Annotated in this window: 30 protein-coding genes and 1 tRNA gene; 1 reads left to right on the forward strand and 30 read right to left on the reverse strand. The window is 42.5% G+C overall.

Going from position 1 to position 25,694, the window contains the following annotated elements; translation table 11 throughout:
• Nucleotides 1-3: 3 nt before the first annotated feature.
• The 26 genes from NQ518_RS01120 to NQ518_RS01245 all read right to left on the reverse strand — a co-directional run bounded on the left by NQ518_RS01120 (nucleotide 4) and on the right by NQ518_RS01245 (nucleotide 14,528).
• Complete coding sequence (locus NQ518_RS01120) at nucleotides 4-237, reverse strand: DNA cytosine methyltransferase (protein ID WP_309565622.1); 234 nt, start codon at nucleotides 235-237, stop codon at nucleotides 4-6.
• Complete coding sequence (locus NQ518_RS01125) at nucleotides 191-586, reverse strand: DNA cytosine methyltransferase (protein ID WP_227961137.1); 396 nt, start codon at nucleotides 584-586, stop codon at nucleotides 191-193. The genes NQ518_RS01120 and NQ518_RS01125 overlap by 47 nt, the downstream gene beginning before the upstream one ends.
• 270 nt (nucleotides 587-856) lie before the next feature.
• Complete coding sequence (locus tag NQ518_RS01130) at nucleotides 857-1,012, reverse strand: hypothetical protein (RefSeq protein WP_227961135.1); 156 nt, start codon at nucleotides 1,010-1,012, stop codon at nucleotides 857-859.
• A 72-nt stretch (nucleotides 1,013-1,084) separates the two neighbouring features.
• A complete protein-coding gene (gene dcm, locus NQ518_RS01135; RefSeq protein ID WP_227961133.1) occupies nucleotides 1,085-1,828 on the reverse strand; it encodes a DNA (cytosine-5-)-methyltransferase in 744 nt (247 codons plus the stop codon).
• A gap of 296 nt (nucleotides 1,829-2,124) precedes the next feature.
• Nucleotides 2,125-2,436: a DUF4406 domain-containing protein gene (locus NQ518_RS01140; protein ID WP_227961131.1), complete on the reverse strand. Its 312-nt coding sequence runs from the start codon at nucleotides 2,434-2,436 to the stop codon at nucleotides 2,125-2,127.
• Between the two features lie 3 nt (nucleotides 2,437-2,439).
• On the reverse strand, nucleotides 2,440-3,207 hold the full coding sequence (locus NQ518_RS01145; RefSeq protein WP_374211126.1) for a DNA-methyltransferase: 768 nt from the start codon (nucleotides 3,205-3,207) through the stop codon (nucleotides 2,440-2,442).
• Nucleotides 3,208-3,263: 56 nt separating this feature from the next.
• Nucleotides 3,264-3,875: a Mom family adenine methylcarbamoylation protein gene (locus tag NQ518_RS01150; protein ID WP_227961129.1), complete on the reverse strand. Its 612-nt coding sequence runs from the start codon at nucleotides 3,873-3,875 to the stop codon at nucleotides 3,264-3,266.
• Between the two features lie 26 nt (nucleotides 3,876-3,901).
• Nucleotides 3,902-4,111, reverse strand: coding sequence for a hypothetical protein (locus NQ518_RS01155; protein WP_227961127.1), 210 nt, complete (start codon nucleotides 4,109-4,111; stop codon nucleotides 3,902-3,904).
• Nucleotides 4,108-4,485: a hypothetical protein gene (locus tag NQ518_RS01160; RefSeq protein ID WP_227961126.1), complete on the reverse strand. Its 378-nt coding sequence runs from the start codon at nucleotides 4,483-4,485 to the stop codon at nucleotides 4,108-4,110. Before NQ518_RS01160 ends, NQ518_RS01155 begins: the two co-directional genes overlap by 4 nt.
• A 14-nt stretch (nucleotides 4,486-4,499) precedes the next feature.
• Complete coding sequence (locus tag NQ518_RS01165) at nucleotides 4,500-4,946, reverse strand: DUF4494 family protein (protein ID WP_227961118.1); 447 nt, start codon at nucleotides 4,944-4,946, stop codon at nucleotides 4,500-4,502.
• A 116-nt stretch (nucleotides 4,947-5,062) separates the two neighbouring features.
• Nucleotides 5,063-5,563 (reverse strand): dUTP diphosphatase, encoded by a 501-nt coding sequence (locus NQ518_RS01170; RefSeq protein WP_227961116.1) that lies wholly within the window; start codon nucleotides 5,561-5,563, stop codon nucleotides 5,063-5,065.
• Complete coding sequence (locus tag NQ518_RS01175) at nucleotides 5,547-6,014, reverse strand: hypothetical protein (RefSeq protein ID WP_227961114.1); 468 nt, start codon at nucleotides 6,012-6,014, stop codon at nucleotides 5,547-5,549. The genes NQ518_RS01170 and NQ518_RS01175 overlap by 17 nt, the downstream gene beginning before the upstream one ends.
• Nucleotides 6,015-6,044: 30 nt before the next feature.
• A tRNA-Ala gene (locus NQ518_RS01180) sits at nucleotides 6,045-6,149 on the reverse strand.
• Between the two features lie 66 nt (nucleotides 6,150-6,215).
• Nucleotides 6,216-6,578: a hypothetical protein gene (locus tag NQ518_RS01185; RefSeq protein ID WP_227961112.1), complete on the reverse strand. Its 363-nt coding sequence runs from the start codon at nucleotides 6,576-6,578 to the stop codon at nucleotides 6,216-6,218.
• On the reverse strand, nucleotides 6,575-6,847 hold the full coding sequence (locus tag NQ518_RS01190; protein ID WP_227961110.1) for a hypothetical protein: 273 nt from the start codon (nucleotides 6,845-6,847) through the stop codon (nucleotides 6,575-6,577). Before NQ518_RS01190 ends, NQ518_RS01185 begins: the two co-directional genes overlap by 4 nt.
• Nucleotides 6,831-7,643 carry an FAD-dependent thymidylate synthase gene (locus NQ518_RS01195; protein WP_227961108.1) on the reverse strand — a complete coding sequence of 271 codons (813 nt, stop codon included), beginning with the start codon at nucleotides 7,641-7,643 and terminating at the stop codon, nucleotides 6,831-6,833. The genes NQ518_RS01190 and NQ518_RS01195 overlap by 17 nt, the downstream gene beginning before the upstream one ends.
• On the reverse strand, nucleotides 7,630-7,875 hold the full coding sequence (locus NQ518_RS01200) for a DNA-directed RNA polymerase subunit alpha C-terminal domain-containing protein (protein ID WP_227961106.1): 246 nt from the start codon (nucleotides 7,873-7,875) through the stop codon (nucleotides 7,630-7,632). The genes NQ518_RS01195 and NQ518_RS01200 overlap by 14 nt, the downstream gene beginning before the upstream one ends.
• Before the next feature lie 23 nt (nucleotides 7,876-7,898).
• A complete protein-coding gene (locus NQ518_RS01205) occupies nucleotides 7,899-9,308 on the reverse strand; it encodes a replicative DNA helicase (protein WP_227961104.1) in 1,410 nt (469 codons plus the stop codon).
• The gene (locus NQ518_RS01210) at nucleotides 9,305-10,177 is read right to left on the reverse strand and encodes a hypothetical protein (RefSeq protein ID WP_227961102.1); all 873 of its coding nucleotides are present in this window, start codon (nucleotides 10,175-10,177) and stop codon (nucleotides 9,305-9,307) included. The genes NQ518_RS01205 and NQ518_RS01210 overlap by 4 nt, the downstream gene beginning before the upstream one ends.
• Before the next feature lie 46 nt (nucleotides 10,178-10,223).
• Nucleotides 10,224-10,604 carry a replication/maintenance protein RepL gene (locus tag NQ518_RS01215; RefSeq protein ID WP_227961100.1) on the reverse strand — a complete coding sequence of 127 codons (381 nt, stop codon included), beginning with the start codon at nucleotides 10,602-10,604 and terminating at the stop codon, nucleotides 10,224-10,226.
• Between the two features lie 79 nt (nucleotides 10,605-10,683).
• Nucleotides 10,684-11,346 carry a KilA-N domain-containing protein gene (locus NQ518_RS01220; protein ID WP_227961099.1) on the reverse strand — a complete coding sequence of 221 codons (663 nt, stop codon included), beginning with the start codon at nucleotides 11,344-11,346 and terminating at the stop codon, nucleotides 10,684-10,686.
• 53 nt (nucleotides 11,347-11,399) lie between these two features.
• Nucleotides 11,400-11,867: a DUF3127 domain-containing protein gene (locus NQ518_RS01225; RefSeq protein ID WP_227961097.1), complete on the reverse strand. Its 468-nt coding sequence runs from the start codon at nucleotides 11,865-11,867 to the stop codon at nucleotides 11,400-11,402.
• 44 nt (nucleotides 11,868-11,911) lie between these two features.
• Nucleotides 11,912-12,139: a hypothetical protein gene (locus NQ518_RS01230; protein ID WP_227961095.1), complete on the reverse strand. Its 228-nt coding sequence runs from the start codon at nucleotides 12,137-12,139 to the stop codon at nucleotides 11,912-11,914.
• A gap of 86 nt (nucleotides 12,140-12,225) precedes the next feature.
• Nucleotides 12,226-12,699, reverse strand: a complete 474-nt coding sequence (locus tag NQ518_RS01235) for a RuvC family protein (protein ID WP_227961093.1) — start codon at nucleotides 12,697-12,699, stop codon at nucleotides 12,226-12,228.
• A 223-nt stretch (nucleotides 12,700-12,922) separates the two neighbouring features.
• Complete coding sequence (locus tag NQ518_RS01240) at nucleotides 12,923-13,780, reverse strand: phage antirepressor KilAC domain-containing protein (protein WP_227961091.1); 858 nt, start codon at nucleotides 13,778-13,780, stop codon at nucleotides 12,923-12,925.
• Nucleotides 13,781-14,360: 580 nt separating this feature from the next.
• Nucleotides 14,361-14,528, reverse strand: coding sequence for a helix-turn-helix domain-containing protein (locus NQ518_RS01245; protein ID WP_227961089.1), 168 nt, complete (start codon nucleotides 14,526-14,528; stop codon nucleotides 14,361-14,363).
• 237 nt (nucleotides 14,529-14,765) lie between these two features.
• Here NQ518_RS01245 and NQ518_RS01250 point away from each other — a divergent pair, with 237 nt between their 5' ends.
• On the forward strand, nucleotides 14,766-15,455 hold the full coding sequence (locus NQ518_RS01250) for a S24 family peptidase (protein ID WP_227961087.1): 690 nt from the start codon (nucleotides 14,766-14,768) through the stop codon (nucleotides 15,453-15,455).
• A gap of 232 nt (nucleotides 15,456-15,687) precedes the next feature.
• Here NQ518_RS01250 and NQ518_RS01255 read toward each other — a convergent pair whose 3' ends face one another.
• The 4 genes from NQ518_RS01255 to nifJ form a co-directional block, all read right to left on the reverse strand.
• Nucleotides 15,688-16,617: a glycosyltransferase family 2 protein gene (locus tag NQ518_RS01255; protein ID WP_227961085.1), complete on the reverse strand. Its 930-nt coding sequence runs from the start codon at nucleotides 16,615-16,617 to the stop codon at nucleotides 15,688-15,690.
• 52 nt (nucleotides 16,618-16,669) lie between these two features.
• Nucleotides 16,670-19,495 carry an excinuclease ABC subunit UvrA gene (uvrA, locus tag NQ518_RS01260; RefSeq protein ID WP_227961083.1) on the reverse strand — a complete coding sequence of 942 codons (2,826 nt, stop codon included), beginning with the start codon at nucleotides 19,493-19,495 and terminating at the stop codon, nucleotides 16,670-16,672.
• A 2-nt stretch (nucleotides 19,496-19,497) separates the two neighbouring features.
• Nucleotides 19,498-21,495: a transcription termination factor Rho gene (gene rho, locus NQ518_RS01265; RefSeq protein ID WP_227961081.1), complete on the reverse strand. Its 1,998-nt coding sequence runs from the start codon at nucleotides 21,493-21,495 to the stop codon at nucleotides 19,498-19,500.
• A gap of 424 nt (nucleotides 21,496-21,919) precedes the next feature.
• Entirely contained in the window at nucleotides 21,920-25,600 is a 3,681-nt protein-coding gene (gene nifJ / locus NQ518_RS01270; protein WP_227961079.1) for a pyruvate:ferredoxin (flavodoxin) oxidoreductase, read from the reverse strand.
• Nucleotides 25,601-25,694: the final 94 nt, after the last annotated feature.

The following is a 25,694-nucleotide window of genomic DNA, read 5'->3' on the forward strand; positions in this document are numbered from 1 at the left end:
TATTTATAGGCGTTTCAAGAGATTATTAAAAGATTTTCGTGGACAGTAGTGATTGAATTTATTGGATTCAAATACACTTTCATCAAACTCATTGGCTGCTAATAGGTTAAAACCATTTTGAATAAAACCTTCTGACAACCCTCCACACCCAGCAAAAAGGTCTACAATGTTGTAACTATCCAAATGGGGCTTAATGAGTGTAGAAATCATTCTTGCCAATAATGGGGGGGACAGCATTCCCTATTTGTTTGTATATCCCAGATTTTGTTTTTGATATAAACACAAAATCATCAGGGAAAGACTGAAGACGAGCTGCTTCACGAGTCGAAATAACACGCATCTGATCTGGATGGAGATTACAACCGTTAGGTACGCGATTAAAAAAAGTGTTTATGGTATAACTTGGTTTATCCCATGTAAGACGCCCGTAATAGGTTGTTCTGCCTCCGCTGTCACGAATCTTAGCAAGTCTATTATCCGTAATCTCTTCAGGAATATCCTTCCAGTTGCCACCAGCTGGGATATGCCGTGCCATATCTACTTCATGTTGGCACATCTTGTAAGCTACATGATTATATAGTTTCATAATATTGCTTTTACACCGATATTTCAATCTTAACCAGTTAATTATGTGAACAGCATTCTATGCTTTGCAGTCACTTTTATCCTAAACAGTTTCTTGTGCAACCAAATCCATAAATCATAATGCGCATTCTATTATTCCAGTTATCCCATGTCCCGTGCCGACAAAAACACTATCAAAACCACACTTACCATATACTCCACGAATAGTGGATGACACTTCCTTGCCATTTCTCTTATAGCCATTGATTACAAAAACATCTTCAATCATAATTCACTCATAAATTTCTACCACTCCTGCTATGGGGAAATGCGCTAACGAAACAAGGTTGGCACACCCCATGTTTTTCACACTCGCTGTTATCGTTGGGCTTGCCCCCCCCCTCATTACTTGCGGTATGATGACGGCTTCCATTATCTTATTCTTCATTTATCACAAAGTTGTCATCTACACGACTGCCTGCCTTGCACCTTATGGCGCAGGCTATCCCTCCACCCATCCTTATTTGAAATTATGACAATGTGTCTTGTCTTCATTAACTCTGTTGAAATACTCAAGCGCCTTGTCAGACAGATAGTATTTCTCGTTCACTTTCTTCGGACTTCCGTCCTCATTCTTCTCCACAATGTCTTTCAATCTCTTTTCAAGTGGAAAGGGTACGGGAAAGTGGAAGACTGGCATAGGTTCATCTTCTGTCTTCAATATTGATATGCAGAACACCCTCTCTCTGTTCTGCGGCACACCAAAATCAGTAGCGTTGAGTACTTTCCAATAGTTGACATAACCGTAACTCTCAAGCTCGTCAAGCCACTTTTGAAACAATGGCATGAACTTCTTGCTTGTTAATGCCTTTACATTTTCAAGCATCAAGTATTTTGGCTTCTTTGCGAGAATTGCCTTTCTGCATTCCCATAGCAACGAACTGCGCGTGCCGCTCCCTTCCTCGCCACCTCGTTGCAGACCGCTTTGGCTGAAATCTTGGCAAGGCGATGAGAACGTAAATAAATCAAAATCAGGAACTTTCGCCCAATCTATCTTCGATATGTCACCAAAGTTTCTGTCTTTGTATTGAGGGAATAGAACGTTATGCGCTTGTATGGCATACTTGTCTATTTCTGACCAGCCAACAAGGTCATACTCGAAATCCTTGTCATATTTTTTCAATCTTTCCAATGCAAGACATTGACTATCGTACCCACTGAACGCAGTGAATACTTTTAATGGGTTCTCTTTGTCATATTTCATTTTTCTATCTCTATTATCAATGGTGGTGATTTATAATCTGTTGCGAGCATGGTTGGTGCAAAAGATTTAGACATCCTTATGGCGCCAAAATGCTTGCACGGATTTGGCGTTAAAAAAAACTCATTCATCTTCCAAAACTACTACCGCCGCGTCATTCAAGCTGGCTTTGATACACCTGCTTATTCCTCTAACTCCTCCTCTGAAAAACCTCTCTGAAGTACCTATGTACAGACCATCGTATGGGTAAAGCGGTTTGCCTTTGAAAATGATGTACGGTTCTCCATCTCTAACGTGAATCATATTATCTCTGCAAATTCAAACATTATTTTTATTCCACACGCAAGCGCAGCGTTCAACTCTGCACGACAGCCAACTGAACGTTCCCATTCTTGCCCCATAAGGATGTAGTCGCAATCGAGCAATAACTTAAAATCCGCTCTCATGTGTTCTGCGTGAGTGGCATTGAAGTCAACATCCCTGTCAAATGGTGAAACAGGTACAAAACCTTTATCTTCCAATTTGCGCTTCAACTCCGCTATTATTTCCCTAACATCATCCAAATCTCTGTCTGTTATCGGCAGAGAGATGTAACATTTCTTTTCTCTCATAATTCAAGCAAATAAATTTGGCTGTATCTTTTTCAACATAATGTCATTCGCTTTTTTGAAAAACTCTTTGTCTATCTCAAACCCAAAGGAACGACGACTCAAATTGGCAGCGGCAAGTAGCGAACTTCCACTTCCTGCCGTTGGGTCAATCACTACATCTCCCTTGTCGGTAAACAGCTCTATCAGTCTTTCAAGCAATGGAACACTTTTCTGTGTAGGGTGTATTCGTGGTGTTTCCGTGTCTCTTGGATAATCCATGCAGTTAAACACCATTTGTCCCTTATTGTTAAACTTCGGGAGTTTGTTGCGATAAAGCAATACGCCATACTCGCAGTTGCCAACGATTTTCATATTGGCTTTCAATACCTGCGGAGAGTAGTTCTTGCGGAATACGAGCGGTATGTAGTGCATCAGTCCGTATTTCTTTCCTAATCTTATGAACTCAAACTGCTGCTCGTATTCGCAGAATATTATCATGCACGGCGCCTTGCCAGCTTCTTTTGGCTCTTTCATGAGCATCTGCGTACAGAAGTGAATAAACTCGGCTGGCTTGAACGAATAATCAGAATTAAAGAATGCTTTTTTTGCAAATTCACTCTCTCCATTCTTGTTATCTCCATTATTATACCATTGAGGATTTGAGCCATACGCATTTTCACCTATACCGAACGGAACATCCGCTAAAATTAATTGAGCTTTCGGTATGTTATATTTCTTAAAATTCTGATATGAGTCGTTGAACAACTGCGGCTTTATCTTTTTGTCTATCATTTTTTTACTCAAATAAATAGCCACCATAGGTTGCCCTATGGCGGCTTAAAACATTTCTATAACTTTTTGATAAATTTAAGCTGGAAGCCATCTGCCTTCCTTATGCCTGGTATCTTCTTTTGCAGAAAGTTCCAAGCTCTTGTGTTGTAACGATGCCACATCGTAACAGGATGGACTCGTTCTCCATCTGGAAGAATGTAGAAGTCTGCCTTTATCTTGCCTATAAGGGTATAGTTAGCTGCCTTATAAATCGTACCTGTCATCCCTGCTGACGTGTCGGCGTAGCTTATCAAGTACTTGATGTTTGGATATACTTTTTTAAGGAAATGATGAAGTAGGCTTATCACTATCGTCTCCGAATATTTTGGCATATCGTCAGAAAGCCACATTCTGTCAAATTCTCTTGTTTCGTCACAAGAATAATCTCCTTTTATTTTTGGTCTTATACCATAACCCAACTGCAATGCTCCGCTAACCTTACCCTTGTATAAGACAAGAAAAGAAAGAAACGAATTTTTTGTTACCTTATGAGAATAGTGGTGTTTCTTAATAATAGTATCAGCTTGTCCTTTCTCACATGATATAATTTCAATCTGTTTAGAAGGACAAGAAAATCCATTGCAGTATCCTAATAAATCAAATAGAGCAACCTTTTTAAGTTTTCTCATTGGTTAAATGTTATATCAAATGCTGTTTACGCATATTCAAACAAATATCCTCCTTTTACAATTACCCCATATTTGCAGCTCACGCAAATCATCGAACTTGGAATATTGAGCTTCTCACTCGCTTCTTTCAAAGAAGAAAAGGTTAGCGTTTCTCCATTGCGAGTGGTGCTAACCTTTCTCCTTCTGCATTGTGCCGCATAGTAGGCACTTGCTATTTGTTTTTCTCTTCTTTTCATTTTGGTAACACTCTTACAAAATGCAGTCCGTCTACAGTCATGTTGGTATCTAACACTCTTCTTATTCTGTAAGCACTCAGGCCTAAGTCGTAAGCACATGATTTCACGGTACCATATATCTTATCTTTCTCCACACATTTCACCCGAATACTCCAATGAGACTTAGTTAATCTTGTTCCTTCTTCGCCGTGTCTCTTCTCTTGTTCTTCGGTTAAAAACAATGGAAATTCGCAGGTTAAAACCTCTACAATCATCCCCTTATCTTTGTGTTGTTTACACCATTCCAAAGCCATAACATTATATTCTTCATAAAATGTTACGTCTCTTATTTTGCCACCACTCTCAGCAACACATACTACAATACTCTTACTCATCTCTGTTTTTCGTTTTATCCGTTTTCCAACACATCCACAAACCGCACTTTCGCCATGCCAGTGATTTCTGTGCCGCATCCGTCATGTAACGACAATGCTTCTGCCGTTTTCTTTCTGGCACTTTCTATACTGCTTGCTTCTACAAGTATATAGACAGTTTCTTCTTTCTCATCTCCGTTATCTGTAATATAGCATGATGACAGCTTTACTTTGTAATAGATGCCGCAGTGTTTTTCATCATCAAAATACACTTCTTGATAGCTCGCTCTGGCTATCTTTTGAACGTCTATCTCGCCTATCGCTACCATCGGACTTGTTTCTTCGATAATGGTGTTTTCTGCCTCGCCAAAGCTGCATGCTTCCACCACATAGCGTTCTCTTACCCGCTTCTCTACTCCATCTTCTGTCAGCTTTTCATAGCTGACGGTGGTTTCAAACCAATTGGATGTTTTCTTTCTCATAATTGTTTTTTTTAGTTGTATAGTCTTTTGTAAAATGGCAATAGCCGAAAAGCCATTGCCATCATAATTGTGTTATCCTCAATCTTTTTCCTAAAAACTATATACCTTACTTGCTTTTATTGACCAGTACTTCCATATCCTCCTGCCTTGCGCTCTGTCTCGTTGAGTTCTTCTACAATGTCAAAGTCTACGGGCAGAGTAAAACCTATCTTCATCTGCGCCACTCTATCCCCAACCTTATATATAGGTAGGGTAGGGACTACATGATAGAATACAACTGACATTTCGCCCGTATAACCCTCATCTACCGTTCCTATACTGTTAGATAGTACCAATCCTGTCTTCCACACCGATGAGCGTGGACGAATGTCTATATCAAACAGCAATGGCATCTTAGAGGTATCTATGCTCACATACTCTCGTACCTTGTCGTTGCCTATCTCTAACACGTACTCCTCGCCACGCTCTATCTGCATGGCGATACCAAAACCATACTTATACACGTTTGGAGCTATCTCCTCGCATGATGTGGCGTACAGATCAAAGCAGAAATCATCCGCATGTTTCTTATAAGGCAACTTTGCGTTGCTCGACAGCTTCTTAATCTTTATCTTCACGGTGTTCCACTCCTTTCCACTCTAATTTTAATGGCATTCCTGTTTGCTTGTAAAACGAACGTTGCAACTCATGTATGAATGGACCTTCCAATGTGTCTATATAACTTTCGTCTGCATTTTTATAGAACAACACTTTATTTGGTAATCCAAACAATATCGAATATTCCTTATAAAGTAACAACCATTCGTAGCCTTCGTTAGCTTTTTTCATAAAGCCAAATCCTTCGAGTATCTCTTCATTGACCTTTATTCCATAAATGTCTTTGTCATAACTTTCCATTGGCTCAAACTCCGAATATCTCTCATTGTCAAAGCCTAAATTCAAACTTCCGTCAGCGAAAATGTCTTTCACCACCAACGGACAGCTCATCCTTTTTGCTATTCCACTGTACTCTTGCACCCAATCACCAACATGGATGTCGTTCAATGTCAAATGTTCATTTTCTCTCATATTCATTTTTATTTATGGTTTTCATTGTTGTGGAATGGGCAGGGGTCGAACCTGCAATGAGACCGTTTGTTGCAAGTCGGCTTCTCATAACGTGCGCGCTATCCTCGTTGCGTCTACCATTTCCGCCACCATTCCAAATAAAAAAGTGAGGGACGCTTCCCTCACAATGGAAATAAAAGTAAAAATATTCGCCCTCACGGGTTAATGTATTCTATGTTGTTTTATTTGTTTTATTACTAACCGATAAGGTGGATTGGTTATCACATCACCATTCCATAACGTATTGTCAACACTCAAGAAGTCTGCCACATCGCCATAACCTCTATCTACCAAATCTCTGCTTACCACATGGTAGCCGTTACGTTTCAGTACCTCTGAGATATGCCCCTCACCACAGGCAGGCTCTAAGATAGAATCGCAAAAGGTTTCTATCTTCAATAGCTCTGCTACGGCTTTTGGCTCTGTCGCATAGTAATCTTCTCGTTGTCGCTCATTGTCGCTATGGCTGCTGGCTCCAAGTGTGACAAAGGTTGATTTCTTGTTTCCTATCCAGTCCTTACTCATTTGTCTGAAAGATATGCTTCTACACTTACCAACTGACCGTCCTTATTTCGTTCGTGATTTCTAAACCTAATGTAATCGAAACGAGAAGAAATAAAACTGTCAATTGCTTTATCACTGCTCATCAATAGGTTTATAACGGCTTGGTCGTAAATGACATGTTCTTTTGTTTTTGCTTTGAAAAAGCCATAATCACGAAGCTGACATAACAACTGCAACCTTGCCATCCGCCTGATAACGCATGGTATCATGTCTTCAACTTTCTGCATCATATTGCTCTTCTTCTTCGTAAATAATTTCTTTCGCCTTTTCCGCCAAAAACCTTGCGTCAGGATGTGCGTCATTGGCACAACGCAACTCAAAAAAGTTATTCCACTCTGTCCTTGTGCCTGTCATCACTAACTCGGTTTTCATACCTAACGGCAACAAGTCCCTGGCTATTTCTGGTTTTACTTTGCTCTCCGAAAGTTCCATATACCAATGCTCTGCATAGCGCATCGCCTTTTTCCATTGGAGATATTGTACGGTATTTGGCTTTATTGCTGTAGGTATCACGCATTCTATCTGCCCACCAAAGCGACCTTTACTGTAATTACACCATCGGGTACTCTCTTGCACAAAACTAAAATGCCTATGCCGCACAAACTCGTTGGCGATAGCTCTTGATGTGATGAACGATAGGGTGTATCTGCGCTCATGAAGTTGAGTTGGCTCACATAGGTATTGCAAGTCATCATCCCATCCGTTTTCAACGATCACTCTATAGTTTGTCGTTATGTATTTGCGATTGTCTTGTATTTGATTACCACCGCATACAATTGAATATGGATTGTTCATATACTTCAAACTAACGCTTTTTGATGTCGTACACAGGTATATCGTCCCATGCTCAAAAACGGCATTGTGCCTTTTCTCTTTCAGCATCTCAACAAAGCGGTCGGCACTCCCATCGTGTATCTTATTTACAGACTTGTAGGCTGTCCGCCCAGCTCTCTCTATCTGTTTCTTTACGCCATCCATGCCTTCGGATTGACGCAAGAGTGCTACACTTGCGTTAATTGCTTTCATGCGCTGTTTCTTTTATTTGTTTGTCGTATTGATGGGTATGCAGTAAGTTGTGTTCTTTTGCATAGTTATAAAGTTCATTCACGCATGCGTCACCAAGGTTTGGTATGCGTTTCAACTTACTAATTGGCATATTCAATGCTTTATACACGGTTTTAATCCCAGCCGCAGCAAGTGCGTTGGTCAGCCTTACAGAAAAACCTGCGTTTCTAATCATTTTATCATTCTTTCTCATATCTATATCTTTTTTTTATTATGTCAAAATGGTAATGCTCCTTTCTCTGGTGGGATAAAAGCTAAATCGTCTTTCTTGGCTTTTGTATTTCCCATGTTATCCTGCGGCATCACTGAAAATTCTCTATCATAAAATTTCGTACTCATCGCATCAAATCCTACCAAGCAGTTTCTCGTTCCTGCATTTCTGCCTTTCGCCCATATCAACTCTGCCGTTCCTGTTACATCTCTCACATGGGGATAGTTTTTGTAGGTGGTCTTACCAACCATCTCTGGTCTATAAATGAAAAAGACATTATCCGATGCTTCTGTTATCTGACCGCTTCCTCGTAATCTTGAGGTGGTCGGGTAGGGGTCTTCCCTGTCTCTTGCTAACTGCGATAGCAAAACAACACATACGTTTTCTTTTTTTGCAGTGTTCTTCAGCACTCGTGTCACCTTGCCCAAAAATTGCTCCTGGTTGGATATTTTACCCGTTGAGCATAGTATCTGCAGGTAGTCTATCACAAACATCTTTGCCTTGCCTTTTCTGGCATTCCTGTGTATGCTCTCGTCTATGGCTTCAAAACTACTGGTCGCCTTGTCATCAAAAAGAATGGGTAGTTTGCTCGTTGTCCTCATGGCTTCTCTCGCTTCGTCATACTGCGCATCACTCAACCGCTTGTATTGCAAGGTGCTTGAACTCAAATTCAAACGTGAGGCATTTATCCTTGACGCTAACTGCATGGCATTCATTTCCAATGAATAATACATCACAGGGATACCACGCTCTGCTGCGTTGACAGAAATATTTATTGCTAACGATGTTTTACCAATACTCGATTCTGCGGCTATCACATTAAGGTCTGTCAACTGAAAACCGCTCACCTCGTCTATCATCTTGAAACCTGTTGGAATGGATGTGTTATTCTTTCCCTCACGGTTGTCATCTATGCGCTGTAACAATGAGCCGTTCACAGCCGCCAAACTTTTTACTGGCTCTATGCCTGTGTCAGTGTCCGATAATATGGAAGACAGTTGTTGCTTGAGTTCGTCTACACTGACGGTCATGTCTATACCTGACAGGATGAGTTTCTGCCCAAACTGCCAATAGCTTCTGCGTAGCTGCAATTCTCGTAACAGATACACATTTTGTAAAAAGGTGACATCGGTCACAACCTTTGAGCTTACTTCCACTATCTCAAACGGTTGCCATAATGTTGCGTCCTTCTGCACCATATAATATTGACTGACGCTTATGATGTCGGCTATCTTCTCATTCAGGATAAGTGTTTCTATGCAGTGGTAAAGACTTTTGTTTTTTGCCCCCCAGAACAACTTCTCACATAACAAACCGTCTGCACGATAATAATTCTCGTTGTTGACAAGCAAGGCTCCTAACACAGCTTCCTCTGCGTCATCGTTATGTAATAAAACGTGATTGTCTTGTTTCATCTATCATACACTCCCTCATATATCTTCTGGAAATTCCTTGGGTCAAAAATAAAATCGTAACTCGCCACAAAACCTTTCTCACCATTCAGACTTGGACTTGCAAGTACCTTCTCCATGACCAATTTTATCTGATGATACTTCAAACAATATGCAATGTTGAATTTTACTCTTCTTTCTTCTGTCAAACCTGTCCTCATGTCAACAGGCGGTATTTTCGTTCCTGCCACAAATTTATTGAAGTGGTCTACAAATTGATAAAAAAGGCTGTTCTCTCCATCCACCAATAGGCTCGCATTAAAGTTCTTTACATTGATGCTGTCATAACCAACGGATATGGTTTCGTTCTCCCAAGTCCTTTGATTTAGAAATGTAGATAACATTTTCCGATACTTATACTCTGTTAAGGCAACGTATTTGGGAACGAACTCGAAAACCTTTTCTTTCGTTTCCTCATCAAAAGTATTCCACTTCTTTCTTAACCTATCCTTTGGACCCTCTTTTTTCTTGTATAAATCCCATAGTTTTTCAAATGTAAAAGCTGTGCCCTTTGCTGTGCCCTTCTCAAAAAACGTAATTGAGTATTCGCTTGTATTACAGACACTTATGATTGTATTTTGCTGTGCCCTTTGCTGTGCCCTTCTTGTTTCTTGAGAGCTTAATTTTATGAGTTTTTTTTTAACCATAAAATCAATGGCATTTCGCACAACCTTTACAGATAGATTAGATACAGTAGATAGTGAGCGAATAGACAAATCGCATATTCCTTTTCTGTTGACATTATCTAAAATGCAAGCAAACAAGTAATAGTAATTGGCTTTCCCATCGAATTTGGTTAAAATATCTATCGGAATGCTTATATCTTTTCTCATCCTTATCTCTACTGAATATTGAATAATTGGTTAATATAGTTCAATATTAAAATCTAAAGAAATCATCATTATTCTCGTTGTGTCCCGTTCCAAGTTCCGTTCCATTAACATTTGAAAGCCCCCTCAATCTCCTTATGTTACAGATAGTTATAATAGTTACGTTCCGTTCCACATTCCGTTCCATTAACACTTCCTCGACTTCTTTCGAAGATACCTTTTTTAGTGCTAAAATGTTTCCTTCGGATAATGTTTTTAGACTTCTGCTGAGGGTTGATTTGGCAAGTCCTGTTTCCTCTTCGAGGATTTTATATGTGGTGATAAATCTCCCTTCTTTATCTGCATTCCTTATAAGATAAATGAGTAGGTGTTCAAGACGATAATCAGACCCAATAACTGAAAACACATTATCATCAAGTACTACTTTCATTTCTTATTATAGTATAGTTCAAATTTACAGATATTGATACGACAGGTTCAATCTTAATCTAACATTTAATTACGCTCCATTATTCCATAAATACAGTAGGCATGTTCCTACGTTTGTATTCATCACGGAGATAAGATAGCAAGCATTTATAGTCTTTTATAAAACCTTTATTTATAAGCATTGCTATCTCTCTTTCAAGGTCGAACAAAGAGTGCATTTTTCCCTCATCACCATGTTTGTTGCGGAGCGCCTTCTCGTGCTTGTTGAAGATTATCCAATTCAACGCCTCACCAACTTTCTTCATCGCCACGCACATAAAATTTGGAGCAACAATTTTTTGAACTGCACTTCCAAGGTCTTTATATGCGTCACCTGCGTCGTTGCGAAATTCTATCATCCTATCGAACACGAACTTAATTACATCATATTTGAAAGATGGATTTATCCACATAGCAAAGTCAATGAATAGGATAGGCGACATCCAAGTTCCAGCATTTGCACCGCGTGACGCGCGGGATTTTACATACACCATTTTCGGGGTATGTAAATTTTCCTTAGACATAATCGTTTCTATAAATTCCTGTGTTTTAGGAGAGTTGAAATACAGGTCCATCTTTCTATCTCCTTTCGAGGTTGCATTCCATTGCTTGAGCAAAGCTGTGGCGTTAAACATAGAATCTTTCGTTCTCTGCTCAACACTAAACATGCCCATCGGGCGTATCATTATCTGATTTGTTTTCATCTTTTTTTTCAAATAAAAAAGCCCCACCAATAAAAGCAGGGCTTCATTTAATTCTAAAATGGCAATGGTTCAGCTTCTTGTGCTTGTGGTGCAGCCTGTTGCTGTGGTTCACCTTGACTATTCACCTGCGGCGGAAACTGCTGTTGCGTTGGTTGTGTAACCGTCTCTTGCGGTGGCTGCTGATTGGGTGCCGCTTGTTGGCTTGCATTCACGACAGCATTGTCTTGCTGCTGTTGATGGTCGCTGTTCCTGTCAACTTTCCAACAGTCTATGCTGTTGTAAAACTTTCCATTGTATTCGTTGGCTCGTATCTCCAAATGCACGCGCACACGCTCGTTTTCCTTCAACCCTATTCTCGCTATCTTTTCAGCACCGAATATCTGAAAGCAAACCTTTTTGTCATAACGTTCACCCTCTACACTAAGTAGATAGTCCTGCTTCTGCCATTCACCACCATCTCTCTTTGTGCCGCTCTGCATGGGCAACACTCTTACAATCGTTCCTATTAATTGTATGTCCATATTTTTTTAATTTTTATTGATTTGACAAAAATTCTACATGTTTCTTATGGCTCATTGCCATTGCGCTCTTTATCTTCTACGGCATCAAACGATAAACTGTTGACCGTTTGATGAAACACCACATGCTTGCTCTTCACAAGCTCGTTTATCTCTTTCTTTACCACTACTGCCACAGCGGCTGTTATCTCGCTGAATAAAGCAGAGGTAGGATGAAGTTTCTTTTCCTTTTTCTCCTCGTTGATTGACTTGATTATGTCGTACACATCTATCATAAAAATTTGGAAATAAAAAAAGCTACCCCATCTTCACAGACAAGGTAGCTGTCACGTTTTATAACATAAAAACACTAAAGCGAGTACTATTTGTCGTTCCGTATTTCTTGATGGCGACCATAAGAGGCTATCAAAAGCGCATCACAAGTCGCTAAGGTTATCTTCTTACCAAGCGTAGGAAACAACTGCTGGCATTTTTCTTTCAACCTGCGCTTCCAATCCGTCTTGCTATAGTCTTTGCTCTTGCCCAATTGATAGGTCTTCATCCATTTTTGTGGAGTACACTTAATGGTTCGCAAACCGCAAGACAAAAGTGCCATTTCCAAATGTCCGTTATGTCTCGCAAAGGTTGCTGTCGCCTTGGACGACTGCCCTGGCATGCCGTGTCCCACGTCTTCCAAATACACGGCCGTATGCGCTATATCATATTGCCTGAAATAGGTCAATATGTCAAGTGGCGTCTGTGGCATCTTTTCTACGTCAGTTACGTTACCATCTTCGTCCAACACAGCGATTCCACCGTGCAGACCAGGGTCTATACCTATATAAATATTGTTCATTTGCTTGTTTTTTTTAATAAAAAAGGTTGTTCTATCTTCACAGACAAAACAACCAAAAGAGTTAAATAATATCACTTACAAAAAGTGGTTTCCATACTTCTTCGAGAACAAAGCCTTATTGCAGCTTATATGGAAACTTCTATATACGAAAAATCCCCATTTCAAACCGTGATGATTTGAAACAGGGACTTCTTGTATATAGTTTTTATATGCTTACATTTTTTTATTTATTCTTGTTTGTAGCACACTGAGGTCGTAGTAGCGTCATCCAAAAATCAGGACTTATCTCCCTCCGTGTCTTCTTTGCATCAAAGTTATTGTTGCGCAACATCGTCACAAACTGCTTTCCTCGTTCATTCCATACAAGATACTGCTTGGTCAGCGTCCTTCCGTCAGAAGTTGTGTATGGATAGGAGCGGACTCCTGTCAAGTTGTATGAAGAATATGGGGAGCGAAGAATGTACATTCCGCTTTGCCTGAATTGTATACCTGCGTTGCAAAGTTTCTTATTTAGGGTGTTGGCTGTCATACCTATGCTCATCGCAAGTTGTCTCGTGGTCATCGTACCCTCACTCTGCAACACTTGGTCGTAATAATCCACCTTCGGAGCCTGCGACTTCAATTGCTCACCTTGTAACGCTATTCTCTCATTTGCCAATTCCAACTGCTTCTTGTGCCTGTCAATGGTCGCCTGAGCAACTTGCAAGGCGCGAGCCATAATCAGCTCGGGTGTGTCCTCTTGCGTGGTGGCAATGTAGCCACCCGTCTTGCGGATTTCTTTGAGAATAGCCTTGATACCTTTCTTAAATTGCTTGGCGATTGGCTTGCGGCTCTGCATCAACACCTCATATAAGCCGTTCTCTGTCAACATCCAAACCTCTCTGTTTTGACCTGACCTAAGAATTGTTGAGGTCAGCTTTTCGTCATCATCAACGAGTTTAACAAGTTCGCTTGTGTTAGGGTGGTTAATCATTGTCGCAACATCAGAAGCTACGAATAAAGGGTCTTGCATTGAGCCATACACCGTGAATTGCTGTCCACACAATTCTGTCTGTTTTAGGACTGAAATTTGATTATTCATAACTGTTTGCATTTAAAGTTATGTGATAGGCAGACTTTATACAAAGAAAGCGGCTACCATATACGCTGCAAACAGTTAATGCACTCACCCCGAAGGACTTGTATATAACTACGTATAGGCAACCGCCAATATCTTAATGTACGGGCATAAAAAATGCCCAACCTTGATTGAGCAACTTGACCGCTTGCCCTGCGAAATGAATGTGATTCATTAACTGTTTGCGCTACAAAGATATTCAAATCCTGCGAAACATCCAAATTTGCGCAAGAAAATTTAACTTCTTTAGATAGAGCCTCCTTGTCAATTCGATTGCAGTGCCATGTTTCAACACGCAAGGAGGCTGTATTTAGTTTGGGCGCACTGCGCTACCAGTACATTAAAGTCCATGACTACCCCTTGTTCTTTATAGCCTTCATTTCGTTTTTACCATACCTATCGTATCAGTGTATGTATAGAGGTGCAACTTTCAATCCTCCACCCCAACCGCTTTACCTACTCATCAACTTGAAACGTCTTTCGGCTGACGCAACGGCTGCGTCCGTTTTCCAATAAATAAAAATCAAAGCTAAGTCATAACTCCTTACAACTCGTTGTTATAAAAGGCATCAATACTGCTCGTTGAGAAGTAATACCTGCCTTTCGGACGGATGTAGGGTATCTCTCCCTCTCTTGCCCACCTAAGCAGAGTCTTTGGATGAACCTGCAATCGGTCAGCTGCCGCCTTTGTTTTTAGATATTTCTCTTTCATTTTTACCATAATTTAACATAAACAGTTGACGACTTTCCACCGTTATTTTATATATTTGTAGCAAATAAAGCGATAAACAAATTATATCATCTCAATTGCTACGATAATCTAAATCACCATTAGATTTTCTGTGCAAATATATATAATTAAATTAGAATATCGAAGAATTTTGTTAGTTTATTAACATAATATAACACAAACGCTCAAAACGTTTAATTAACATAAAAACTCATAGGTATGGAAATCAAAGCGGTCAAAGGAACGAGGAAAAGGTTAGAGCTTTTACTCGAAGATTTTATCAACAAAGGTGGTAATACCACTCAGTTTACAAATGAGTTCGGACTTAGCAACGGCTATTTTAATTCAAAGGGTGACAAAGAACTAAAACCATCCACCATCAGGAAAATCTGCGACGCCAAACCAGAGCTAAACAGCGATTGGCTCTGCTATGGAATTGGAAGTCCTTGGAGATCAGAGGAGGATATAGAAGAAGAATACGCCAAAGACGCACTGAAAAAAGTTGGAAGACCATATTTCGACATTGACTTCCTCGGTGGGTTCGACCTCGTGAACCTGGACACCGTAGAATATGCAGACGATTACATATCTATGGAGCCATACAACAAAGAGGGGTATTTCTGGTGCAGACTCTCAGGAGACAGCATGTACCCACTCATCAAAAGTGGTTCAAGAATCTGTCTTCGTCATATACCAGAAGGTGTGCAAGATATCATCTACGGAGAAGTATATGCCATCGTTACAAAAAACGAGATGCGAACCGTAAAATGGGTGAGCCGGGCAGACGATGAGCAAAATATCCGTCTCATTCCAGAAAACAAAGACCCCAAATATGGCGACTACCAGGACATTGCAAAAGAAGACGTTATCCATCTCTTCAAGTTCATCGGGTCTTTCAAAGAATTTTGATTTAAAAAAAGAAAGTATTCATATAATAAAACGATTGATTTTTAACATAAAACACAAATTCGTACCAAAGTGCCAATAATTTGCACCAAAACATCTGTAACGCATTGATAATCAGCTATCGTTATTACCCCAACGGAATCACTTGAGATTCAATGCGTTACATCCTACGCTAATAAGCCAATTCTTTCAATTTTCTTTAGAGTTCAGCACCTGAATGAACGTCCAGCAAAATTTAATCTTTTATTTCTTTCTTGTTACGATGCTTACCGTGTGCAATGGTTGCGTAAAACCCTAATTTGTAACATTTGTAGATGAAGAGAGAGGGATGGGTACCCAGCAGATTGGTTTTCATCTTTGTTTTTGCAGCATGAAAGAACCACCGAAGGAGAGGTGCCAGGCCCAGAAGACGAAGTTTGTGATAAGCATCCAAAACTTTCGAATAGCCTTTCAGTTCTTCGTGGTATAAGTTGAGCGTGTACATGGCTTCCTCTGTTTTTGCCAGAAAGCTGACGTTTGATTCAAACTGTTGAAAACCAACAGGATTGTCAATGTGGTAAATGTTGATGCCGGCTGCCTCTAAAGACCTGCCAAACAGCACGTCTTCATAGCCATAGGTTTGTATTCGGTCATCAAAAGGAAGAGCCTCCATCACCGACTTGGCCACCAGGAAGTTGGAAGTGTTAAACTGTTGATAGGGTGACTTGTTGCGCTCTGCTGCCGAATGTGAATCCTCAGCCGCAGTCTCATAACGATATTTCAACGTTCCATCGGCTGGTTTGGGCGGGCGTTGCACGCAGTTGCCGCCATAGATGACCATCGCCTGTCGGTCGGCTTGAAGATATTGCAGAATGAAATCGTCTCTCGTGATTTTCATGTCACTATCCAAGAACAGCAGCCAGTGATGGCGCGCCATGACAGTGAGAATGTTACGAATTTTAGCACGCCCAACATTGATGTTTCTACTGATGAACCTACAGTTGTCCAACGCATTGATTTCAGTAGCTTGCAGTTTGGTTTCAGGGCGTGTGGAACCATCATCTACCACGATGATTTCATAGTGTAGTTTGGGTATGTTCGCTGCTTGACAAGCCAGTGCTTTGACCAAATCTACACAACAATCGTTGTAGGTAGGGATTAAGATGGATAGCTCGCTGCGATTCATGGTTGTCTGAAATAATGGGAGTGATATCGTTTGAGATGAGTTTAGTTGGTTGTTACAACTGCTCAGCTTTAAGGTACTGCCCGGTAAGACTTTCCTTACAGTTGACTACCTCTTCAGGTGTGCCTGCGACAACCAATGAGCCGCCCTTGTCACCCCCGTCCGGACCAAGGTCGATGACGTAATCGGCATAGTTGATGACATCCAGATTGTGTTCGATGACGATGATGGAGTGTCCTCGTTCTATCAATGCATCGAATGCCGACAGCAGACGTTTGATGTCCAGATAATGTAGTCCGGTGGTTGGTTCGTCAAAGATAAATAAGGTAGGTTCTTGCTTCTCGCGCCCAATGAAGTAAGCCAGTTTTACGCGTTGGTTTTCACCACCCGAAAGCGTAGACGAGCTTTGTCCCAACTTGATGTATCCCAATCCCACGTCATCCAGCGGTTGCAGTCGGCTGACAACCGTTTTCTCATTCAAGCGATTGAAAAACTCAAGGGCCTCTGTAACCGTCATGTTCAGCACGTCATTGATGTTTTTTCCATCTACCCGCACATCCAATATGTCCTTCTTGAATCGTTGACCATGGCACGCTTCGCATTCCAATTCGAGGTCGGCCATAAACTGCATCTCAACGGTGATGGTTCCTGCGCCCTTACATTCTTCGCATCTGCCGCCTTCGGTGTTGAAGGAGAAGTATTGTGGTGAGAAGCCCATTTGCTTGGCAAGCGGTTGTTCGGCAAACAATTGTCTGATGGCATCGTAGGCCTTGACGTAAGTTGCCGCATTGCTGCGCGTGCTCTTGCCTATGGGATTTTGGTCAACAAACTCTACATGCTCGATGTGTTTCCAGTCGCCTTCCAGCGAAATATATTCGCCAGGCTGATCGGCTACCTCATTCAAATGTCGCTTTAAGGCGGGATAGAGGATGCCCTTCACCAAGGTTGACTTACCCGATCCGCTAACGCCAGTCACCACATCCAGCACGTTCAGCGGGAACTTTACGTCAATTCCCTTTAAGTTGTTTTGTCTGGCACCTTTCAGTTCGATGGCCATGTTCCATGACCTTCGAGAACTGGGTTTATCGATTGTTTCTTTTCCTGTGAGGTATTGGATGGTGTGAGAGCGAGAGAATTGTTTGGCAAATTGCTCCTTATTGCGGTCAATATCTTTGATGGATCCATTGAAAACAATTTCTCCTCCCAGTCTACCCGCATTGGGACCTACATCTATCAAGGTGTCTGCGGCTTGCATGATTTCCTTGTCATGCTCCACCACGATGACGGTATTGCCCAATGCTTGTAGCTTTTTTAGCACACCAATCAATCGTTTTGTATCGCGACTATGCAAGCCAATGCTGGGTTCGTCCAGGATATAAAGTGAGCCCACCAAGGAACTTCCAAGCGATGTGGTGAGGTTGATGCGCTGACTCTCGCCGCCACTCAATGTGTTGGATTGGCGGTTGAGCGTGAGATAGCCCAGTCCCACGTCAATAAGAAACTGCAATCGGTTGTTGATTTCGGTGAGCAATCGTTTGCCAATCTCTGCGTCATGGTCGTCCAAGGCAAGTTGTTTGAACCACGCATGGAGGTTGGAGATGGACATTTCTACCAGGTCAGTGATGCTCATGCCGTTGATCTTCACCCAACTGGCCTCTCTTTTCAGACGTGTACCATGACAGGTTGGACAAGTGGTTCTGCCCCGATAGCGACTCATCATCACACGGTATTGAATCTTGTATTGATTCTCTTTCACCATTTGGAAAAAGGCATCAATGCTCACTCGGTCACGCTCGTCTTCGTGCATGTCGGATGGTAAGCCATGCCACAGCATGTCTTTCTCTTTTCTTGTCAACTCCAGGTAGGGCTTGAATATCGGGAAATTGTCTCGTTTCGCACGTCGACAGAACTCATCTTTCCACTGACCCATCTTTTCGCCGTGCCAGCATTGTACACAACCGTCATAGACACTAAGGGTAGAGTTGGGAATAACCAGTTTTTCATCAATGCCTATGATGCTGCCAAACCCTTCGCAAGTTGGGCATGCTCCCAAAGGAGAATTGAATGAAAACATGTTGTCATTGGGCTCCTCGAAGGTCATTCCGTCAGCTTCATAACGCATGGAAAACTCATAAGTTATGTTGGAGGGGAAGAACACCAATTGGCATTCACCACGTCCTTCGTAGAAAGCAGTCTCTGCAGAGTCTATCAATCGGGAGATAACATCCTTGGCGTCGTCAACAGACAGGCGGTCAATCAACAGGAAAATCTCGTCAACCTTTGCTTTTTCCAACGCTTCTTTGTCAGCCAGAAAGTCGTCTATCCGCACGAAATCGTTCTTGAACCAAAGACGAGTGTAGCCCTCCTGGATTTCCATTTCAAGTTGTTTCTCCAGCGTTCTGCCTTCAATCAGGTGCAATGGAGCCAGGATGGCAAACTTGGTTCCCTTAGAATATTGTTGCGTACAGTTGACGATGTCGTCAGTTGAATGTTTCTTTACCTCTTCGCCACTGATAGGAGAGAATGTCTTACCAATACGAGCATATAGCAAACGTAGATATTCGTATATTTCGGTTGACGTGCCAACTGTGCTTCGAGGATTGCGAGAAATCACTTTTTGTTCAATGGCTATGGCTGGTGGCAGTCCCTTGATGAAGTCACATTCGGGTTTGCTCATGCGCCCCAAGAACTGTCTTGCATAGGAGGAAAGTGATTCTACATAGCGACGTTGGCCTTCGGCATATAATGTGTCGAAGGCCAAGGATGATTTGCCGGAACCCGATAGGCCGGCTATAACAATAAATTGATTTCGGGGAATATTGATGCTGATGTTCTTCAGATTGTTGACACGGGCACCTTTTATTTCAATATTTTTGTTCATTATCATGAGTTCATTGACATCAAGAACTCGTCATTGCTGTGGGTTCTTATCATTCTGTCATGAATTGAGTTCATTGCTTCTATTGGGTTCATGTCGGCAATATACTTGCGCAGAATCCACATCCTATCCAGTGTGGTCTTGTCTTGTAGCAAGTCGTCACGACGGGTGCTCGATGCAACCAGGTTGACAGCTGGGAAGATGCGCTTGTTAGAAAGTGACCGGTCTAATTGAAGTTCCATGTTGCCGGTACCCTTGAACTCTTCGAAGATTACCTCATCCATCTTACTGCCCGTGTCAATCAGTGCTGTAGCGATGATGGTGAGTGATCCACCACCTTCTATGTTGCGGGCTGCACCAAAGAATCGTTTCGGCTTTTGTAATGCGTTGGCGTCCACACCACCGGTCAATACCTTGCCTGATGCAGGGCTTACTGTGTTGTAGGCGCGGGCCAAACGGGTAATAGAGTCGAGGAATATCACCACATCATGCCCACATTCAACCATCCGTTTGGCTTTCTCAAGCACGATTCCTGCAATCTTAACATGTCGTTCTGCCGGCTCATCGAATGTTGATGCGATGACCTCTGCATTCACAGTTCGCGCCATGTCGGTCACTTCCTCTGGTCGTTCGTCGATTAAAAGCATCATCAAATAAGCCTCGGGGTGGTTGGCAGCGATGGCATTGGCAATGTCTTTCATCAAGATGGTCTTACCGGTTTTGGGTTGTGCCACAATGAGTGCGCGCTGTCCTTTGCCGATAGGAGAGAAGAGGTCGACCACCCTTGTAGACAGATTGGTCGTTGCTTTATCACCACAGAGTGTGAATTTCTCTTCTGGGAAGAGCGGAGTGAGATGTTCAAATTGTATTCTGTCACGAATCTCATTTGGGTTTCTTCCGTTGATCTTGTCGATGTTGGTCAGTGGGAAGTACTTCTCTCCGTCATGTGGAGGGCGAACATGACACTGTACCACATCACCTGTTTTCAGGCCATACTTCTTGATTTGTGAGCTGGCAACGTACACATCATCAGGCGAAGACAGATAATTGTAGTCGCTTGAACGTAGGAATCCATAGCCATCTGGCATGATTTCCAGCACACCATTTGCTTCAATAATGTCAGAAAAGTCGTATGCAGGCTGGTTGGTAGCGTTCGTGTTTACAGGCGTTTGGTATGAAGCCGACGGCATCACGGGTGTGGTAGGATTGTCAAACATATCATAACTTGGCACCGCACCTTGATCTACGATGGGTAAGTCTTGCACAACGATAAAGTCTGTACCATCAGCAGGATCTCCTTCCCAAATGCCTTCTGCGATGGCCTCGCGACGTTCTTGCTCGTTCTCGTTGTGCGCATTCACTTTCGCTTGTAAGCGTTCCAATAAGTTGGTCATACCAGAGTCTTTATGAATTGTGTCTTCTGAGTTTGCCTCTGAAGCCTCTTCTTCCGCGTTCTCAGAATCTTTTTCATTCACCTCATCATGTGCTTCATTTGAGCGTAATGCTTCGGTATCGTCGTTATCTTCTGCCTCTTTTTCTTGTTTTTCTGTATCTTCTTGGTTCTCTTCCTTCTTGGCATCAATCATTGCAAGAAGTTCAAGCTCGCGTTTTGTCTTCCTTCCCCTATGCTTAGGGATGGCTGCAAGTTCTTCTTCAGGAGTCAATTCCTTCTCTTCTTTAGACGAAATATCTTCTTTGGTCATGTCGTCCTCTTTGAATAAGGAAGTAGGCTCGCTGGCTGGTTTTTTCTTTTTCAGGTCGAAGTTCTCACCCTCTTTCCCATTCACCGAGTACACTCTGTCAGTTTCACGTACCGGTATGCGAATACGACGCCGCTTGGTACCTGTGGCGTTTTCATCTGTTTCTGACATTGCTTGTTTATCGAGTATTGAATATATGATTTCTTCTGGCGTATTGTTTTCGTCAATTTCGGCACCCAATTTTTGAGCGATATCCGACAATTCCTGGATATCTTTAGATGATAATTCGTCTTTGCTATACATTGTTGTATAATAAGTGTTGATAGAAATTTCTGCGTTTCAGAAGAGAAACGACTTTGTATGTTTTTATTTGCTTGCAAAGATACAAAAAAAGAATGCAGCATACGGTTACCTACCAATACTTTTTACCGCCTTTAAATTTTGTTAACAGATAGGGTGACCGTTAGACTTCTATTGAGTGGTTCACATGCAGAATGGACTTTAAAATAGAGAGAAGTCTTGTTCGTTAGATATTTTTAAGTGCTGTATTAGACGGATCACGCTGCAAATTTTGCTGAACTTGATGAACCATACTCCTTCATAATCATTCTTGGAAAGCCAAGAATTTGTTCATTCATCTTGAATCCATCGTAAAATAAGAAAAAAAGAGGGGTATCATGTTGCTGATACTCCCTCTTTTCTAAATATGATGAGCTATGTTTCTTGCTTAAGATTTAGCATCAACATGCTCGGCCTTTGAATCTTCCTTCGGTTCACTTGCTACCACTTTTTCTGTAGCTTCGGCTGTATTAGGATCCTCATTGGCGGTTTTGTCAACTTCTCCATTTGACATACTCCAATCCTCTTGCGATTTGCGAACATAGCTGTTATAGCGCAGTTTCGCCATATCCTCTGCAGCTTGGAATAGTTCATCGGCTTCGTTCGGATATGCTTTCTTCACAGACAGGTAGCGAACTTCACCCAATAAGAAATCGCGGAACTTGCTCCAGTCTGGTTCTTTAGAGTCGAGTAAGAATGGATTCTTGCCTTCATCGGCCAGCTGAGGATTGTATCTCCACAAGTGCCAGTAACCGCAAGCAACGGCGCGAGTTTCCTCTGCCTGGCTCTTACCCATGCCACCCTTGGCTTTCAAGCCGTGGTTGATACAGGGTGAATAGGCGATGATGAGCGATGGTCCGGGATAAGCCTCTGCTTCACGAATGGCTTTCAGCGTTTGAGCCTGGTCGGCACCCATTGCTATTTGTGCAACATACACATACCCATAGGTCGTAGCCATCAAGCCTAAGTCCTTTTTGCGGATGCGTTTTCCTTGGGCTGCGAATTGAGCAATGGCCCCAAGTGGTGTTGCCTTTGAGCTCTGTCCACCCGTATTCGAGTAAACTTCCGTATCGAGAACTAAGATGTTAACATCTTCACCTGATGCGATAACGTGGTCGAGTCCACCGAAACCGATGTCATACGATGCACCGTCACCACCAATAATCCACTGTGAACGTTTGATGAGGTAGTGCTCCAGCGTCATCAGTTCTTTGCAAGTGTCACAACCTTTCTCTGCACCTGCTTTGATAAGAGGCTTGAGTTGTTCTGTGACTTCCTTAGAGCCTTGAGCGTCTTCTTTCGCTTCCATCCACTTCTGAACGGCTTCTTTCAACTCGTTAGACGAATCTTCTTTTTCTGCCAGTTGCTCGAGTAGGAGAGCAAGACGGTCACGCATCTTCTTGTTGCCCATTACCATACCCATACCAAATTCGCAGAAGTCTTCAAACAATGAGTTGGCAAAGGCCGGCCCCTTACCGTCTGCATTGGTCGTGTACGGTGTTGAAGGCAGTGATGCAGAGTAAATAGATGAACAACCTGTTGCGTTGGCAAGCATTTCACGATCGCCAAACAATTGTGAAACCAATTTTACATAAGGTGTTTCACCACATCCGGCGCATGCACCCGAGAACTCAAACAAAGGTTGTGCAAATTGAGAATTCTTCACATTGCTCTGGATATCAACAAGATGTTGTTTGCTCTTCACATTCTTGGTGAGATAGTTCCAGTTCTCAATCATCTTCTCATCGCGTGTAAATGGAACCATCTTCAATGCCTTACCTTGTTTGTTTCCAGGGCAGACATCGGCACAGTTACCACAACCTACACAGTCGAGTACACTTACCTGAATGCGGAAGTTCATGCCAGCCATCGGTCTTGGAACCTTCATAGCCAGGGTCTTGTCATTGAAACCTTTCACCTCTTCCTCATCCAATACGAATGGACGAATGGCTGCGTGAGGACAAACGTAAGCACATTTGTTACACTGGATACAGTTTTCGGGTGTCCACTCGGGGTTGAATGCTTCAACGCCTCGCTTCTCATAGGCCGACGAACCATTCAGCATGGTACCGTCAACCATATCGTATTTCACGAAATCGGATACTTTCAGCAAATCGCCATTCTGTGCATTGATTGGACGTACGATTTCCTTGATGTATGCCGGAACATCCTCTTCTGGTGCTTCTTCTTCATCTGCAAGGTTTGCCCATGCTGGGTCAACCGTCAATTGCTGATACTCCACACCGCGTTCTACAGCTGCGTAGTTCTTGTCAACGATGTCCTGTCCCTTGTTACCATAAGACTTCACGATGAACTTCTTCATCTGTTCAACGGCAAGGTCAACAGGAATCACCTCGGTGATACGGAAGAAGGCACTCTGTAGAATAGTGTTGGTGCGGTTGCCCAAACCAATTTCTTGCGCAATCTTCGTCGCGTTGATGTAATATACCGTAATGTTGTTTTGAGCAAAGTAGCGCTTCAGTCTGTTTGGAATAAAGTTGGCCAACTCTTCTCCCTCAAATACGGTGTTCAAAAGGAAGGTACCATTCTTGCGCAGACCGCGAATCACGTCATACATTCTCAAGTATGCCTGAACGTGGCAAGCCACAAAGTTAGGTGTGATTACTTTGTAGGTAGAGTGAATGGGCTGATCGCCAAAGCGAAGATGTGAGCAGGTGAAACCTCCTGACTTCTTCGAGTCGTACGAGAAGTAGGCCTGACAATATTTATCGGTATTATCACCGATAATCTTCACAGAGTTCTTGTTGGCACCTACAGTACCGTCGGCACCCAGTCCAAAGAACTTAGCTTCGAACGTTCCTTCGGCTCCCAGAGGAATGTCTTCGAGCAAAGGAAGTGAAGTAAAGGTCACGTCATCAACGATACCAACCGTAAAGTGGTTCTTTGGCTCGTTCATCTCCAGGTTGTTGAACACGGAAATGATGTGGCTTGGCGTGATGTCAGCTGACCCAAGTCCATAGCGTCCACCCACAATCAGTGGCTTGTTTTCTACGTCATAGAAAGCACTCTTCACGTCAAGGTATAGCGGTTCGCCTTCGGCACCTGGCTCTTTCGTGCGATCCAACACTGCAATACGCTTAACAGTCTTTGGCACTGCGGCCAGCAGGTGTTTAACGGAGAAAGGACGATAGAGGTGTACCGAAATCATTCCGACCTTCTTACCTTCCTTCAACTGGTGGTCAATCACCTCGCGAGCGGCTTCGGTAGCCGAACCCATCAAGATGATGATGTTCTCTGCATCCTCTGCTCCATAATAAGAGAAGATGTGGTATTCGCGACCTGTAAGCTCAGAGATTTGTTTCAGATAGCCTTCCACAACATCTGGCACATCCTCGTAATGCTTGTTGCATGCTTCGCGATGTGTGAAGAATGTTTCTGGGTTTTCAGCCGTACCACGGGTTACTGGGCGCTCTGGAGTGAGTGCGCGGTCGCGGAAACGCTTGATATCGTCATAGTCAATCAATTTCTTGATTTCCTCTTCGTCAATCATTTCAATTTTTTGATACTCATGCGAGGTGCGGAAACCATCGAAGAAATTGATGAAAGGAATGCTTGTCTTTAAGGTAGCCAAATGAGGTACAGTCGACAAATCCATCACCTCTTGAACGGATCCAGCGCAGAACATGGCGAAACCGGTTTGACGGCAAGCCATTACGTCAGAGTGGTCACCAAAGATACACAATGAGTGTGTGGCAATGGTGCGCGCAGAAACGTTGATGACGCAAGGCAACTGTTCGCCAGCTATCTTGTACATGTTTGGTATCATGAGTAGCAAACCCTGCGATGCTGTATAGGTTGTGGTCAATGCGCCTGATTGAAGAGAGCCATGCACGGCACCGGCTGCGCCTCCTTCCGACTGCATTTCTTGTACCGTAACCGTTTGACCAAATAGGTTCTTTCGTCCCTTGGCAGCCCATGTATCAACATGTTCGGCCATAGGAGAAGACGGTGTGATGGGGTAGATGGCAGCTACCTCAGAAAACATGTAACTGATATGAGCTGCGGCTTCGTTACCATCACAAGTGATAAACTTTTTTTCTTTTGCCATTTTGTTATAAATAAAATATGAATAAATGTTTCGTATGAATCTTTTAATTCTTTACTATTACTCTTGTTCTTTTGTTGCTGTATTTATTTGTTCG

It is taken from the genome of Hoylesella buccalis ATCC 35310 (assembly GCF_025151385.1).
GTDB lineage: Bacteria > Bacteroidota > Bacteroidia > Bacteroidales > Bacteroidaceae > Prevotella > Prevotella buccalis.